The sequence below is a fragment of the Streptomyces malaysiensis subsp. samsunensis genome (genome assembly GCF_024519315.1).
In the GTDB taxonomy this organism is placed as follows: domain Bacteria; phylum Actinomycetota; class Actinomycetes; order Streptomycetales; family Streptomycetaceae; genus Streptomyces; species Streptomyces malaysiensis.
Genome location: NZ_JANIIC010000008.1, coordinates 105,850 through 120,714 on the forward strand (window position 1 = coordinate 105,850; position 14,865 = coordinate 120,714).

The window sequence follows — 14,865 nt, forward strand, 5'->3', positions numbered from 1 at the left end:
CCCGCTCATATCATCACCCGGCACTCGGGTGGGCCCCTATCACCGCTTCGGTCACGGCCGCTCCACACTCCCGACCACCCCACTCGCCGGGCGATCAGCAGCCGTCACGGGAACGACGAAATCAGTCCACTCCCGTTGAATCTCATTCAATCCCCCGCATGGACCCCGTTTCCCGGCCTAGCTTCCTCCTCCAGGTGGCAGTCCGCTTCCCGTCAACAGAGGGTCCCCGCCTCACGGTGGACTGCCACCCGCCCGTCCGCTCCCCATGAGGGTCCAGGATTCGCCAAACGTCCTGGAATGCCCAAGAAAGACCAGGTGAACCGCCGCAGTGGCGTCGCACAGGAAGCCCAAGCAGCGCTCGCTCACCAGCAGCACCGCCCGTGCGGCCGCGCTCCTCGCCCTCACCGGCGCCGCGTCCACCACCCTCCTCGGCGGCACCGGGCACGCCGAGAACCGCCTCACCCCCGCCCAGGTGAGGGCGAAGATCGACGGGTACCAGCGGGAGGCCGAAGAGGCCACCGAGCGGTACAACGGCGCGAAGGAGAAGGCCGACAAGGCCGGTGAGGCACTGGAGGCGCTGCGCGACCAGGCCGCCCGCCGCACCACCCGGCTCAACACCGCGCGCAACGCGCTCGGGGCCTTCGCCACCGCCCAGTACCGCTCGGGGACGATCGCCCCGGCCCTCCAGCTCGCCCTGTCCTCCTCCCCCGACCAGTACCTTCAGCGCGCCTCGCTCGCCGAGCGCGCGGGAAGCCGCCAAGCCGCCCTGATCGCCGCCATCGGCCGTCAGGAGCGGAAATTACGCCAGGTCCGCGGCGAGGCGGCCGACCGCCTCGCCGCTCTGCGCGCCTCCCGGACGGCCGCCGCCCGCCACAAGCGGACCGTCCAGCGGAAGCTGGCCGCCGCCGATCGCCTCCTGGACCGGCTGACGCTCGAACAGCGGCAGCGCCTGACGGCCGCCAGAGGCGGTGACGAGACCGGCGCCGCCGACGCCCTGGCCCCCGGCGCGGGCCGCGCCGCCCGCGCCGTCTCCTACGTCTACGCGGCCCTCGGCAAGCCGTATGTGTGGGGCGCCACCGGACCGCACGGCTATGACTGTTCGGGGCTCACACAGGCCGCCTGGCGCGCCGCCGGGGTCTCCCTGCCCCGCACCACCTACACCCAGATCAACGCCGGACGGCGCGTCACCCGCGATCAACTGGCCCCCGGCGACCTGGTCTTCTTCTACTCCGGCGTCAGCCATGTCGGCCTCTACATCGGCGGCGGGCGCATGATCCACGCCCCGCGCCCCGGGGCCCCCGTCCGGATGGCCTCGGTCGCCGACATGCCCTTCGCGGGAGCGGCCCGCCCCGCGTAGCCGCCGCCCCCGGTCCACGGGTAAGACTGGCCGCATGCCAAGCGAAGCTGACGTGCGGTCCGAAGCGTCCGTCGTGTTGTCGGGGTACGGCCCGGTGGGCCGGGCCTACGCCGAGCGGCTGACCGGCGGCGCGCTGCCCCTGCGGCTCGCCGCCGTGCGCACCAGCGCCGCCGAGGGGCTGCCGCCGGAGCCGCGCGGCGGCTGGGGCCCGCTGCCGCCCCTCGCCGAGACGCTGGAGCGTACGGGGGCGGCGGTGCTGGCCCAGGCCGTGCCGTCGTCCCCGGCGGTGCGCGAACAGGCCGCCGCGGACGCGCTGTCGGCCCTGCGCCGAGGGGTCCATGTGGTGACCGCCACCAAGAGCCATCTGCTCAGCCACTGGGGCGAGCTGGCCCTGGCGGCGGCCGAGGGCGGCAGCCGCATCCGGATCTCGAGCGCCACCGGAGCCGCCCTCCCCACCGCCGACCTCGCGCGGATCGGCGTACGGGGCCTCGGCTGCCGTACGCTGCGCGCCTGCCCGAACGGCACCGCCACCTTCGTCCTCGACCGGCTGGCGGACGGCGAGCCGCTCCCGGACGCGGTCGCGGAGGCCCAGCGGCGCGGTATCGCCGAGGCCGACCCGACGGCCGACCTCTCCGGCGCCGACGCGGCCGTGAAGGTGCGGCTGCTGGCGGCGCTGCTGTGGGGGTGGGACGCGACGGCCGTAAGGACGGAGACGGGCCCGGGGATCGACGCCGGGACGGCGGAGGCGGCCCGCGCGGCCGCCGCGCGGGGCCGCCGTCTGCGGTCGGTCGCGACCGCCTCCGCCGATGAACCGCTCGTCGTCCGCGTCGGGTTGGCGGAGACGGGGCCGGGCGACCCGCTGCACGCCCTCAGGGGCCCCGAGAAGGCCGCCGTCTACGGCTGCCCCGAGGTGGGCGACATCACGGTGAGCGGCGGCCGCTCCAGCCCCCTGGGGGCGGCGCTCGCCATGGTCAAGGACACGCTGGACGTGGCGGGGCCGGTGGGCTCCGGCTTCGCCTGAGCGGCGATCTGTCGGCGGGGCGGGTGGGTGACGGGGGCCTGTCGGCGGGGGCGGTGGGGTGACGGCGATCTGTCGGCGGAGCGTCGGTGACGACCGTAAGGCTGATACGTGGCCGCGCCGACCACATCCGGCGGTCACCGGTCACCGGTCACCGACCCGAGCCCCCGAGCCCGAGGAGCCCCGTATGCCTTCCACCGCCCCGCCCGAAGCGTCGACCGGCCCATGGGACGTCCATCGGCTGCCGCGTGCCGACGGAAAGACCTTTCTGGTGACCGGAGGCAACGCGGGCATCGGGTACTTCGTCGCGGAACAGCTCGCCGGTACGGGAGCCACCGTCGTCCTCGGCAGCCGGGACGCGGGCAGGGCGGACGCCGCCGTGGCCTCGATCCGCTCCCGGGTCCCCGATGCCCGGGTGCGTCATATCCGGCTGGACCTCGCCGACCTCTCCTCGCTCGAAGCCTCGGCCGATTCACTGCGCCTGGAGCGTCTGGACGCGGTCGTCCACAACGCCGGGGTCAAGTACGACCAGCCCACCCGCCGGGAGACCGGGGACGGCCATGAGGCGATGTTCGGGATCAACCACCTCGGCCACTTCGCGCTGACCCACTGGCTGGCGCCGCTCCTCGCGGCCGCCCCCGAGGGCCGGGTCGTCACCACGGGCAGCTTCGCCGCCACATCGGAGCGGCTGGACCTGGACGACCTCGAGAGCACCCGGGACTACCGGCCGGACCGCACCTACGGGCGCTCCAAACTGGCCCAGATGCTCTTCGGTTTCGAACTCGACCGCCGCCTGAGGGCGGCCGGCAGCACGGTCCGGAGCGTGGTCACCCACCCCGGCGGCGCGCTCGACTCCCTCACCCCGTCCCGCCCGCCCATCCACGTCCGCGGAACGGGCGAACGGCTGCGCGGCCTGCCCGCCGGAGTCCTCGTCCAGGGCAAGGACGCGGCCGCCTGGACCGCCGTACGGGCCGTTCTCGACCCCGCCATCACCGGCGGCCAGCTCTGGACCCCCCGGCTCTTCGGCCTCCGCGGCACCCCCCGCCGCCAGCCCGTCCGAGGCCCCCTGGCGGACACGGAGGCCGCGGCCCGCCTGTGGTCGGCAAGCCGCGGCCTGACCGGGGTCGAGCCGGAGTCCGGCCTCGGATGAGGCCATACGCGGACCGCGGGGACGGCCGCGTTCGGCACGTGACGGACGCCGGAGCCCACGACCACTCGTGATGGGCCGATCACATCAAGCCACCGGATCGGGTGGTTCAGCCGCCGCCACGGGTCGGCTCAGGCCCGGGTGCCGCCGTCCACCGGGAGGACCACACCGGTCACATACGAGGCACGGTCGCTGAGGAGCCAGGCCGCGGCCTGGGCTATCTCGTCCGGGTCGGCGGCGCGGCGCAGGGGGGCGTGGGTGCTGATGCGTTCGACGACGCCGGGGGATTCCGCCTCCCAGGCGCGGATCATCTCGGTGAGGGTGGCACCGGGCGCGATGGCGTTGACGCGGATGTTCTCCGGGCCGTAGGTGACGGCGGCGGATTCGGTGAGGCTGTTGACGGCACGCTTCATGGCGCCGTACGCGGGGAGTTCGGGGTTGCCGGCGAGGCTGCCGACGCTGGAGTTGTTGACGATGGCGCCCGTTCCGGCGGTGGCGCGGATGGCCGCGACCTCGGCGTTCATGGCCAGCCAGGGGCCCCGGAGGTTGACGGCGTAGACGTGGTCGAAGTCGGCCTCCGGCAGCTGGTCCATCGGGCCCGGCTGCTGGATCGTCGCACCGTTGTTGAAGGCCACGTCGAGCCGGCCGTACAGCTCCACGGCCCGGTCGACGGCGGCGCGGACGCTCACCGCGTCGGCGAGGTCGCACACCACGTGGTCCGCGGTGCCCCCGGCCGCCCGGATCTCCTCGGTGACCGTCTTGAGCTGGGCCTCCGTACGGGCCGCCAGCAGCACCCGGGCGCCCTCCCGGGCGAAGAGGCGCGCCGCGGCGGCACCGATGCCGCGCCCGGCGCCGGTGATGAAGGCGACCTTGCCCGCCAGCAGGCCGGCGGCCGGGGCGGGGGTCGGGGTGTCGAGCGTGGGGTTCGGTGTGTTGTTCATGTGCATGAGGCTGCTGCGGATGCCGGAGCCCAGCCAGGCACCGGCGGTACCTGGTTGAGCCCACGCCGTCCGCGCACACTGAAGGCGTGGACAGACAAGAGCTGGCGGCCTTCCTGCGCAGCCGACGCGAGCGGATCACGCCCGCCGATGTGGGGTTGCCCGCCGGGACGCGGCGCCGCACCCCGGGGCTGCGGCGCGAGGAGGTGGCGCAGCTGGCGTTCATCTCGACCGAGTACTACACCCGGCTGGAGCAGGCCCGCGCCCCGCGCCCGTCCCGTGAGGTGCTGACCGGGCTGGTCCGCGCCCTGCGGCTGGCGGACGCCGAGCGGGTCCATCTCCACCATCTCGCGGGCGCCCCTCCCGGCCCGGCGGCCGGGCCCTCGCGCGAGGTGCGGCAGAGCATCCTGGACCTGCTGCGGCGGCTGCCGCAGGCGGCGGCGATCGTGGTGTCCGCGACGTACGAGGTCATCGCCTGGAACGACCTGGCGGCCGCCCTCATGGAGGACTTCTCCGCGCTCTCGCGCCGCGACCGCAACCTCGTCCGCCGTGCCTTCCTCGGGCCACGGCGGGAGGGGCGGCGGCTGTACGGGGTGACGGACGGGGACGAGTCCGCCCGGACCTCGGCCGAGACCCTGCGCGCCGCGGCCGCCCGCTACCCCGACGATCCCGAGGTGACCGGGCTGGTGGCCGAGCTCCGTTCGGGCAGCGAGGAGTTCGCCCGGCTGTGGGACTCCCATGACGTGTCCGGCCGGCCCGCCCTGTGCAAGACGTTCCACCATCCGCTCGTGGGGCCCATCACCGTCAACTGCGACGCGCTGGACATCTCCGACCGGGACCAGCGGCTGGTCATCTACACCGCCGACCCCGGCTCGCCGTCCGAGGAGGCGCTGCGGCTGCTCTCGGTCGTCGGCACCCAGCGGATGGAGGTGCCGGGCTGAGCCGCCGTCCCCCATGCCTCTGTGGCCGAGGCCGGGGCCAAGACCGGAGCCGGGGCCCGGACTCAGACCAGGCGGCGGGCCGTCGCCCAGCGGGTCAGCTCATGGCGGTTGGAGAGCTGGAGCTTGCGCAGCACCGCCGAGACATGGCTCTCGACCGTCTTCACCGAGATGAACAGCTGCTTGGCGATCTCCTTGTAGGCGTAGCCGCGCGCGATCAGGCGCAGCACCTCGCGCTCGCGCTGGGTGAGCCGGTCCAGGTCCTCGTCCACGGGCGGGGCGTCGGTGGAGGCGAAGGCGTCGAGGACGAAACCGGCGAGGCGCGGGGAGAAGACCGCGTCGCCCTCGGAGACCCGGAAGATCGCGTCGACAAGGTCGGTGCCGGTGATGGTCTTGGTCACATAGCCACGGGCGCCGCCGCGGATGACCCCGATGACGTCCTCCGCGGCGTCCGAGACGGAGAGCGCGAGGAAGCGCACCGGGCGATCCTGGTCGGCCATGAGCGAGGCGCTGCGGCGCAGCACCTCGACGCCGCCCCCGCCGGGGAGGTGGACGTCGAGCAGCACCACCTCGGGGCGGGTCGCGGTGATCACGGTCACGGCCTGGTCGACGTCGGCCGCCTCGCCGACCACCTCGACACCGGTCCGGGCCGTCTCCCCGATCTCGGCCTGCACCCCGGTGCGGAACATGCGGTGGTCGTCCACGAGCACGACCCGCACCCGGCGCGCCACCCCGGCATCGTCGGTCCCGCCCGGACCGGGCGCGGGGACGGCGCCCGGCAGGCCCTGCGCCCCGGGGCCACTCCCCGCGTTCGTACCGCCCGTCGGATCAGTCATGTCGCCGCCCTCTCCATCTCCAGCTCCACTTCCGTGCCCCCGTCCGGCGCGGATCTCAGCCGGGCCGTGCCGCCGTTCCGCTGCATCCGGCCGATGATCGACTCGCGGACGCCCATCCGGTCCTCCGGCACCGCGTCCACGTCGAAGCCGGGGCCGCGGTCGCGCACGGAGATGAACACCGTGGCCCCCTCGACCTCGGCGAAGACCTGGACGGCCCCGCCGTCGCCACCGTACTTGGCCGCGTTGACCATCGCCTCGCGCGCCGCCTGTATCTGGGCGCCCAGTCTCTCGTCCAGGGGGCAGTCGCCGACCACCACCACCTCGATCGGGACGCCGTGGTGGTCCTCGACCTCCGCCGCCGTCTTCTTCACCGCCTCCGCGAGGGTGTCCGGCTCCTCGGCCTCGTCCTTGCCCGTGCCCTCCGGCCGGTAGAGCCAGGCGCGCAGCTCCCGCTCCTGCGCGCGGGCGAGCCTGGCCACCTCGCGGGGGTCCTCCGCGCTGCGCTGGATCAGGGTGAGGGTGTGCAGCACGGAGTCATGGACATGGGCCGCCACCTCCGCCCGCTCCTGCGCGCGGATGCGCATCAGCCGTTCCTCGGAGAGGTCCTGCGTCATCCGCACCACATACGGGCCCGCCAGCAGCGCGATGCCGACCAGGACGGCCAGGGCCGCCTGGAGCACGGCCCCCAGGTGCCTGGCCGAGCCCTGGAGGACGACGATCCCGGACACCCCGGCGGCCACCAGCACGACCCCCGCGGCGGCACGGGCCAGGGGCAGCACCCGCTTGCTGCGGCTGAGCTCGACCCACTGGGCGCGGCGGGCGTTGTCCGCCTGGCGCCAGAAGAGGGCGACGCCCGCGCCGATGAGGAGGAGCGGCCAGATGTAGGTGTTGGCGCGGCCGAGGTGGAAGCCCTGGATGAAGATGCCCATGCCGACGCAGAGGGCGACGAGGGCGATGATCTGGCCCCGCTCCGGCCTGCGGGCCAGGATCCGGCGGCGGCCGTCGGGGCCCACGGTGGTGAGCGGGCGGATGGTGGTCGTCTCCACGCCGCCGACGCCGAGCGGGACGATGAACCAGAAGAGCGCGTAGACCAGCGCGCCGAACCCCTCCGCCATGAACAGCGCGATGAAGACGATCCGCACCCAGGAGACCGGAAGCCCGAGATGCCCCGCGAGCCCTCGCGCCACACCGCCGAGGAGGCGGCCTTCGGCACTGCGGTAGAGCTTGCGCGGGGGTGGCTCGGGGGCCGTAGGGGGCACAGCGGCGGTCATGGCTCGATCGTCACACGTCCGGCCGACAACGGGTATCAGGGTCGCCCCTGATCGTCCCCCGACCCGGGCCCGGGGGCGGCGGCCCGGAGCCGCCCCGGAGCCATCCCCGAGCTGCCCCTGAGCCCCTTGAGGACCGCACCGGCACGCTGGGGACCGCCCCCGCACACGCGCCCCGGCCCCGGCCCGCTCTCAGTCCTCCGGGGCCGCCCGCCGCGACCGGCGGCGCAGGGCGTACGTCAGGGCCGAGGTCAGGGCCGCCGCGCACAGGCCGCCCAGGAGCGCCGGGAGGGCGATCTCCGGGCGGACGTTCCACTCCCCGGCCGCGTCCATCCCGTACGCCGCGGCCACGCCCATGATCACCAGACCGGCCACCAGCTTGCCCGGCTCGAACGCGTGGCGGGACCGGTCGGGGAACGAGTGACCGAACGAGTGGTCGAATCTATGACCGAACGAATGACGCCTCATGATCGCTTCACCTCCACCGCGCCCAGCCCCATCTCCAGCTTCAGCGAGACCGTGCCCTCGGCCTTGCCGCCGCCCGCCGGCTCCAGGGTGAGCTTGCGCTCCCGCCCCGGGCCGATGTCGACGTTGTGCTTGTCCTTCTTCTCGCCCGGCAGCCAGATGTCGCCGATCCCGACCTCGATGTCCAGCTTCACCCGGGCGTCGCGCGGGACCGTCACGGCCAGCTTGCCCGCGCCCATCTCCACCCGGCTGGAGACGGTGCTGCCCGCCGCCAGGGGCAGGCGGTCCAGCTTCAGCTCGGCGACCCCGCCGCCCAGCTCATAGCCGCCGCGCAAGGCGGCCACGGAGGTCGGGGCCCAGGTGCGGCGGGCCCAGTCGGGGGTGACGGAGTCGGGGAGGGCCGCCGCGCCCGCCAGCAGCACGCTCGTAAGGAGCGCGAGGAACACCGTGCCGCCTCCGGCGCGCCCCCAGCGGGACCCGATGACGAGCGCGAGCCCGAAGACCCCCAGCGCACAGGCGAACCCGATCTCCAGGCTGGTGCCCAGCGGCTGGGAGGACCATCCCGCCCGCGCCCCCACCACGGCGGCGGCGACCGCCACCAGGAAGGCCCAGCCGCCGATCGACGCCCGGTCCGGCACCCGGCGGGCCCGCTCCGCCTTCGCCTCGGCCTTGTCGTACGGGCCGTCGTCCGGCCCCCACAGATAGCCGGTCCGCGACCCGGCCCCCGCGGCCGAGCCCAGCGGCCCGGTCGTACCGTCCTTGATGATCGGGTCACGCCACCAGGAGGGGCCGCCGCGCGTGGGCGGGGCCTTGGTCTCGGGCGGCGCGTCGGCGACCGCCTGGGCCGTGGCCGCGTCCACCGCGCCCACGCTCTGCGCCTGGCGGCGGTGGTGCGACCAGTAGCCCGCACCGGCGGCCGCGAGGGCGAGCATGAACGAGAAGTACATGACACTGGCGTTGTTGAGCATCGACAGGAACAGCCCGCAGCCCACCAGCGCCACCAGCACCGCCGTCAGCCCCGGGCCCTCGACCCGCCCCGAGAGCAACCTGCGCCCCTCGTTCTCGTCCTCGCCGTGGAACGGGATCAGCACCCAGCAGAAGCCGTACACGATCAGGCCGAGGCCGCCCGCGACGGCCAGCACCGACAGCGCCACCCTGAAGATCACCGGGTCCAGATCGCAGTAGCGGCCGAGCCCTCCGCACACCCCCGAGATCACCTTGTGGTCACGGCTACGCCTAAGTGGCGTCTGTGACAGCCGGGAACCGGACGCGGCCTCGGCCTCGTCCGCCACGGTGGGTGCATCGGTCATACGTCCATGGTGACAACACGGCCGCACCCGCGACATCCGGCATGCCCCTAGGTCTTCCCTGAGATCTCCCAGGGGTCACGGCGGCTATCGTGTCGGACGAACGTGTGCGGGAGGGGAAAGCGGTGTCGGACGAAGGCCACCTGATAGCCGGACGTTACCGCCTGGCCGAGAAGATCGGCCGTGGTGGCATGGGCACCGTGTGGCGCGCGGAGGACGAACTGCTGGGCCGCCAGGTCGCGGTCAAGCAGCTCTACGTCTCTCCGCACCTCGCCGAGGACGAGTTGACGACGCTGCATGAACGCACCCGCCGCGAGGCGCGCAGCGCGGCCCGTATCACCCACCCCAATGTGGTCGTGGTCCATGACGTGGTGGACCATCAGGGACTGCCGTGCATCGTCATGGAGTACGTGCCCTCCACAACCCTCGCCGACCTGCTGAAGAACGGCGGGAGCGTCTCCCCCGACGAAGCCGCCCGCATCGGCCGCGGCATGATCGCCGCCCTGCGCGCCGCGCATGCGGCCGGAGTGCTGCACCGGGACGTCAAGCCCGGCAACGTGCTGCTCGGCCCCGAAGGCCGGGTCGTGCTCACGGACTTCGGCATCGCGGTGGCCACCGGCACCTCGACGCTGACCAAGACCGGCGAGGTCGTCGGCTCCATCGACTACATCGCGCCCGAGCGGGTCAGGGGCCGCAAGCCCGGCCCCGCGTCGGACCTCTGGGCGCTGGGGGCGACGCTCTATCAGGCGGTCGAGGGGCGGCCGCCGTTCCGCAAGGCCACGGCGATCGAGACGGGTTACGCGATCGCCGTCGATCCGCTGGACCCGCCCAAACAGGCGGGCACGCTGACTCCGTTGATCGAGCGGCTGCTGGCGAAGGAACCGGAGCTGCGGCCCACCGCGGAGGAGACCGAACGGGCGCTACGGCTGCCCGCGGCGGAGGTCGAGACGACATCGTTGCCGACGCCGCCGCTGGACTCGACCATGAACCTGACGACGCTGCGGGGACCCGCCAACCCGGCCCCGGACCGGACCACGGGCACCACCGGCCACAACTCGCCCCCCGCGCACGGGGGCCCCGCCCCGTATCAGTCGACGCCGCCCACTCCGATGCCGGCGCAGCCCACGCCGCCGACGCCCACGCCGGCGCAGCCCACGCCGCCCACGCCATTCCCTTCGGTCACCGCCTCGACACCGGCCGGGCCGGCCGTTCCGGCCCCGGGCCCGACCCCGACCTCGAGCACGGCGACCCCGCTGTTCACACCGGGCCCGGTGCCCGTTCCCCCGTCCCCTCCTCCGGCGCCGAAGTCGAACCGTAAGGCGGTGTGGACCGCCGTGGCGGCCTCCCTCGCGGTCGTGACCGTGGCGGGCGGCGTCTATATGTTCGGCATCGACCACGACAACGGCGGGGGGCAGTCGTCGCCCACAAACAACCCGTCGGCCTCCCCGGCCAAGCCGTACACCCCGCCGTCCGGCTACCACATGGTCACCGAGAAGAAGTTCGGCTTCTCCCTCCCCATCCCCGACGGCTGGACCCGCCAGGAGAAGAACGACCCCGACGGCAACACCGTCGACCGCACCCAGGAGGTCCGCTACCTCGATCCCACGCGGATGATCGGTCTGCGGATCAACGTCCTCGACTTCGCCTCCGCCGACCAGGTCCAGCACTTCGAGGACGTCGAGGTCGCGTTCAAGAAGGCATACCCGATCTACCAGCGGTTGCGGCTGCAAGAGACGAAGTACCAGGGCATGCCGGCCGCGATCTGGGAGTGCAAATTCCGCGGCGAGGCCCGGATGTTCCGCGCGATCGATCTCGGCTTCGGCAAGGAGGGCGAAAAGGAGTACGCGATCTACCTGAGCGCCCCGGACGCGGACTGGGGCACCTACCGGCCGATCTTCGACGAGGTCCGGAACGGCTTCCGCATCATCGACTGACGGGACGGGGGCCGGGCCCCGGCCACGGGCCTGTTCGCAGAGGCGCGCCCCGCGTGGGGACGCGCCTCCCGTGGGAGCCGCGGGCCATGTGAAGGGTCGCGGGCTAGGTGAAGAGCTGCGAGCCCTGCCGGCGCCTGCGCTTGGAAATGAGGACATCCAGGGAGAAATACGGCGCCCCGGCCAGCACCAGCGGCAGCCACGCCATCAGATAGGCCAGGTCGTTGCCGTAGTAGTACGGGTCCGACTGCCAGCTGACGGTGAGCCACAGGCTCAGCGAGATCAGCGCGCCGCCGAGGGCGGCCAGGCGGGAGAGGAGACCCACCAGGATGCCGAGGCCGACGGCCAGTTCGCCGTAGGCCATGGCGTAGCCGAAGGCGGTGGGGTCCTTGAGGCCCTGGTCCACCAGCCACGGTATGGCCGAGCTGTCCCGTACCTGACGCATCAGCTCGCCGATGGAGCCGGTGCCCGAGTCGGCCAGGAAGGCGGAGTCGGTGAGTTTGTCGATTCCGGCGTAGACGAAGGTGACGCCGAGGAAGATCCTCAGTGGCAGCAGCGCGTAACGGGCGGCCGTGGCCCTGACCCCGACGGGCTGCTGCCCGCCTATACCGCTCACCGCACTCATGCCGTGCACACTGCCGCCGCTGCCCGCCGTCCCCGAACCGGCCATACGATCCGCGTGTCTCATGCCGCCCGCCTCTCCCGTCGCACGCCGTTTAGTTGCGCGCTCGACGAAACCATACGGAGCGGCGGTCCGGAACGACTCAGTCCATAACATCGATGGGATAGCGGTTGGTCTCCGCCCCCGAGGCCGTCACGACCTGCACATCCACCCGGCCCGGCTCCACGTCCACCGGGACCGGCACCGTGAGCGCGGTGTCCGTCGGGCTGCTGAAGCCCCCGGCCTCCGGAACCAGCGGGACATGGACATGCACCGCGCCGATGCGGACGACCAGCTTGGCCAGCCGCTCCGGGTCCTGGGCCCCCGGCGGGACGAAGCCGCTGCCGCGGATCTCGATGTCGTCGCCGGTGCGGATCGCGGCGTCGCGGTCGATGGCGCCCTCCTCGGGGCGGACCCGCACGACGGACAGCACGGTCGGCCGGCCGCCCTCCGCGTACTTCCCGGTCAGGTACATCACCGCGGACACGGCCGCCAGTAGCGTCAGGCCCCACGGCACATCGGGCAGCCGCCACGGCTCGCGGGCCAGGCGGACGGCGGTGAAGGCGAGGGCCGCGGTGTGGACGACGACGTACTGCACATCGGCGAAGCTGCCGCGGCCCGCGTCGTCGGTCAGCAGATCGGCGGCGCGCGGGCGCACCGCCCGCACCTTCTGGAGCCGCTGCGCCCGCACCCGGGCCGCCACGACGAGCCGGGCCAGCACAGCGACCGCACACGTCGACGCGGCGACGGTAAGGAGCCCGGCGGCGTGGCCGAGGGCCAGACCGTCGGTCAGCCGCCGCCGGTCGCCGGGGTCCACGGCCAGTTCGCCGCCGAGCACCAGCACCGCGAAGACCGCGATCAGCAGCCAGGCGGCGGCGACGGTACGGGAGGTGGAGAGGCGGTTGTCCTCGCCGACGAGCGGGGCCAGCGGGCCGCCGCCCCCGCGGTGCAGCCGGGCGGCGAGGGTCAGCAGCGCCGCGGTGACCACGGCCGCGATGAGCCCGGCCGTCCGCGCGACCGACCAGCCCGCGCCGATCGCCGTGGCCAGCTGGACGATCAGCAGCGCCCCGACCGCGCCCCACACCACGAACGCCGTGCGCCGCCACACCCGGTGGCGCCAGGCCGAGGTCTCGGCGCGGCCGCTGTCGCCCACCGAACGGGCCGCGTGGGCCAACTCGTCCGAGACCCACTGCCGGGACGCCCCGGCCGAGTGGACGAGAGCCGCTGGAAGGCCCTCTCCGGCCGCGAAACGCTCCCGCAGGGCCACGAACGCGGCCACGGCCCTCCGATGGCCCTCACGGGCCCCCTGAGGGCATTCACAGCCCTTGTGGCCATGAGGGTGCCCATGGGGATGCTGTCCTTCTGCCGTCGTGGCGTTCTCCGCCTGTTCCAACGCCACGCGGGTCGCTCCGTCGCTCACTCGTTCCGTACGGGGCCGCGGGTTCGCACGGCACCGCCCAACTGACATGTGTTGAGAGGGGATTGTGCCGCACCGCGGAAGGTGTCAGCTCAGCAGGTCCGGCTCATCGCGGGTGATCTGCAAATACAGAGGTTGATAGTTGATCCAGGCCACAAGATCGTTTCCCAGCTGTTCGCGCGTCCGCATCGCGTCGGCGTAGTCGATGGGAACCGGCTTGCCCGACGCCTTCGCGGTCAGCTGCACCTGGGCGGCCCGCTCCATCGTGATGAACCACCACGCGGCCGCGTCGACCGAGTCCCCGACCGTCAGCAGACCGCGATTGCGCAGGATGAGGGCCTTGTACCCGCCGAGCGCGGCCGCGATCGCGCGCCCCTCGTCCTCGTCCACGACGACCCCCGTGGTGCCCCCGTGGACCGCGTGGTCCTCGAAGAACGCGCACACCTCCTGGGTGATCGGCTCCAGCGGCTCGCCGAGCGCGGCCAGCGCGCGGCCGTGCACCGAGCGGCTGTGTGCGACGGCCACGACGTCCGGCCGCGCCCGATGCACGGAAGAGTGAACAACGAAGGCCGCCTGGTTGACGTGGGAGCCTCCCTCGACCACCTGGCCCGCCTCATTGACGAGCAGCAGATCACTCACGGTGATGTGGCCGAAGGGCATGCCGAACGGGTTCACCCAGTAGCAGTCGGTGAACTCCGGGTCCCGTACGGTGATGTGCCCCGCGACCCCCTCCTCGTAGCCGAACCGCCCGAACAGGCGCAGCGCGGCGGCCAGCCGCTCCTTGCGATGGCGGCGCTCGTCAGGGAGCGAGGTGTGCTGCGGGGGCATGGTGAACCGCAGCTGATCGGTCGGTATCGGGGTGGGGGTCTGCGGCTCGTTCGTCATCGGCAGCTCCGCTCCTCTGGGGTGCTGGAGCGGAAGCTACCTCCGGGTATCGCAGGAGGCCAGAGTCAGGGCCTACGGCGATTGATCGCGGTGAGGTCGATCTCGATGGGGAACGGAACGGTCAGGCGGAGCTTGTCGTGGTAGATGCCCGTGGGTTGGTACGCCTTCGCGGCGGGGTCGAGTTCGTAGACGTACACGATGGGAAGGCCGCCGTCCTCCTCCACCCGCCAGAAATGCGGAATGCCGACACCCGCGTACTTGCGTGGCTTGACCTCGCGGTCGCGCTCCTTGGAGTCCGGCGACACGACCTCCACGGCCAGAAGGATCTGCTGAGGGCCGTACCAGGTCTGGTACGCGTCAAGAAACTCGTACGCCCGCGTCACCAAGACGTCCGGCTCGAGCTGATTCTTCTCATCGAGCCGGATGCTCATCTCCGGCAGGACCTCTGACTCCACCGGCGCCTGGTTCGCCAAGGCGATCTGGAGCAGTTTCATGACACGTGCGTGGAACGCGGCCTGCGGACTCACGAGGACGAGACTCCCGTCGATCAGCTCCGTGTGCGGAGGAAGATTCGGAAGCCGGTCGAGGTCGTCCGCCGTCCAGCCGCCCTGCGGCGGGCGGGGCCACTCGCACTGCCCGTACTGCTCGTCCAGCCCGTACTCGTGTGCGGCGCTCATGATTGCTCCCATAGGACGGA

14 protein-coding genes are annotated in these 14,865 nt (G+C 73.0%); 5 read left to right on the forward strand and 9 right to left on the reverse strand.

All coding sequences use genetic code 11. The annotated features are described in order from the left end of the window. The first annotated feature begins 328 nt into the window (after positions 1 to 328). The 3 genes from NQU54_RS09710 (at position 329) to NQU54_RS09720 (ending at position 3,525) form a co-directional block, all read left to right on the forward strand. Positions 329 to 1,357, forward strand: coding sequence for a C40 family peptidase (locus NQU54_RS09710; protein WP_257630700.1), 1,029 nt, complete (start codon positions 329 to 331; stop codon positions 1,355 to 1,357). A 34-nt stretch (positions 1,358 to 1,391) separates the two neighbouring features. Further along, entirely contained in the window at positions 1,392 to 2,378 is a 987-nt protein-coding gene (locus NQU54_RS09715; RefSeq protein WP_257630701.1) for a homoserine dehydrogenase, read from the forward strand. 184 nt (positions 2,379 to 2,562) lie between these two features. Next, the gene (locus tag NQU54_RS09720; RefSeq protein ID WP_257630702.1) at positions 2,563 to 3,525 is read left to right on the forward strand and encodes an SDR family NAD(P)-dependent oxidoreductase; all 963 of its coding nucleotides are present in this window, start codon (positions 2,563 to 2,565) and stop codon (positions 3,523 to 3,525) included. A 128-nt stretch (positions 3,526 to 3,653) separates the two neighbouring features. Here NQU54_RS09720 and NQU54_RS09725 read toward each other — a convergent pair whose 3' ends face one another. Beyond that, positions 3,654 to 4,463, reverse strand: a complete 810-nt coding sequence (locus NQU54_RS09725) for an SDR family NAD(P)-dependent oxidoreductase (RefSeq protein ID WP_257630703.1) — start codon at positions 4,461 to 4,463, stop codon at positions 3,654 to 3,656. Between the two features lie 86 nt (positions 4,464 to 4,549). On the opposite strand from NQU54_RS09725, the gene NQU54_RS09730 reads away from it, so the two are divergent. Next, positions 4,550 to 5,401, forward strand: a complete 852-nt coding sequence (locus NQU54_RS09730) for a helix-turn-helix transcriptional regulator (RefSeq protein WP_257630704.1) — start codon at positions 4,550 to 4,552, stop codon at positions 5,399 to 5,401. Between the two features lie 62 nt (positions 5,402 to 5,463). Here the strand turns inward: NQU54_RS09730 and NQU54_RS09735 are convergent, their stop codons facing one another. The 4 genes from NQU54_RS09735 to NQU54_RS09750 form a co-directional block, all read right to left on the reverse strand. Then, positions 5,464 to 6,234, reverse strand: coding sequence for a LuxR C-terminal-related transcriptional regulator (locus tag NQU54_RS09735; RefSeq protein WP_306278535.1), 771 nt, complete (start codon positions 6,232 to 6,234; stop codon positions 5,464 to 5,466). Next, a complete protein-coding gene (locus NQU54_RS09740) occupies positions 6,231 to 7,505 on the reverse strand; it encodes an ATP-binding protein (protein ID WP_257630705.1) in 1,275 nt (424 codons plus the stop codon). The genes NQU54_RS09735 and NQU54_RS09740 overlap by 4 nt, the downstream gene beginning before the upstream one ends. 189 nt (positions 7,506 to 7,694) lie before the next feature. Beyond that, positions 7,695 to 7,970 (reverse strand): hypothetical protein, encoded by a 276-nt coding sequence (locus tag NQU54_RS09745; RefSeq protein ID WP_093705954.1) that lies wholly within the window; start codon positions 7,968 to 7,970, stop codon positions 7,695 to 7,697. After that, positions 7,967 to 9,277: a PspC domain-containing protein gene (locus NQU54_RS09750; RefSeq protein ID WP_257630706.1), complete on the reverse strand. Its 1,311-nt coding sequence runs from the start codon at positions 9,275 to 9,277 to the stop codon at positions 7,967 to 7,969. Before NQU54_RS09750 ends, NQU54_RS09745 begins: the two co-directional genes overlap by 4 nt. Before the next feature lie 122 nt (positions 9,278 to 9,399). Here NQU54_RS09750 and NQU54_RS09755 point away from each other — a divergent pair, with 122 nt between their 5' ends. Then, complete coding sequence (locus NQU54_RS09755; protein WP_372505840.1) at positions 9,400 to 11,208, forward strand: serine/threonine-protein kinase; 1,809 nt, start codon at positions 9,400 to 9,402, stop codon at positions 11,206 to 11,208. 103 nt (positions 11,209 to 11,311) lie between these two features. On the opposite strand, the gene NQU54_RS09760 is transcribed toward NQU54_RS09755, so the two are convergent. The 4 genes from NQU54_RS09760 to NQU54_RS09775 all read right to left on the reverse strand — a co-directional run bounded on the left by NQU54_RS09760 (position 11,312) and on the right by NQU54_RS09775 (position 14,845). Further along, on the reverse strand, positions 11,312 to 11,893 hold the full coding sequence (locus NQU54_RS09760) for a DoxX family protein (RefSeq protein ID WP_370685161.1): 582 nt from the start codon (positions 11,891 to 11,893) through the stop codon (positions 11,312 to 11,314). Between the two features lie 76 nt (positions 11,894 to 11,969). Beyond that, entirely contained in the window at positions 11,970 to 13,265 is a 1,296-nt protein-coding gene (locus NQU54_RS09765; protein ID WP_257630708.1) for a hypothetical protein, read from the reverse strand. A 105-nt stretch (positions 13,266 to 13,370) separates the two neighbouring features. Continuing rightward, positions 13,371 to 14,168, reverse strand: coding sequence for a class II aldolase/adducin family protein (locus NQU54_RS09770; protein ID WP_257630709.1), 798 nt, complete (start codon positions 14,166 to 14,168; stop codon positions 13,371 to 13,373). Positions 14,169 to 14,233: 65 nt separating this feature from the next. Further along, positions 14,234 to 14,845, reverse strand: a complete 612-nt coding sequence (locus tag NQU54_RS09775; protein WP_257630710.1) for a Uma2 family endonuclease — start codon at positions 14,843 to 14,845, stop codon at positions 14,234 to 14,236. Between the last annotated feature and the right edge of the window lie 20 nt (positions 14,846 to 14,865).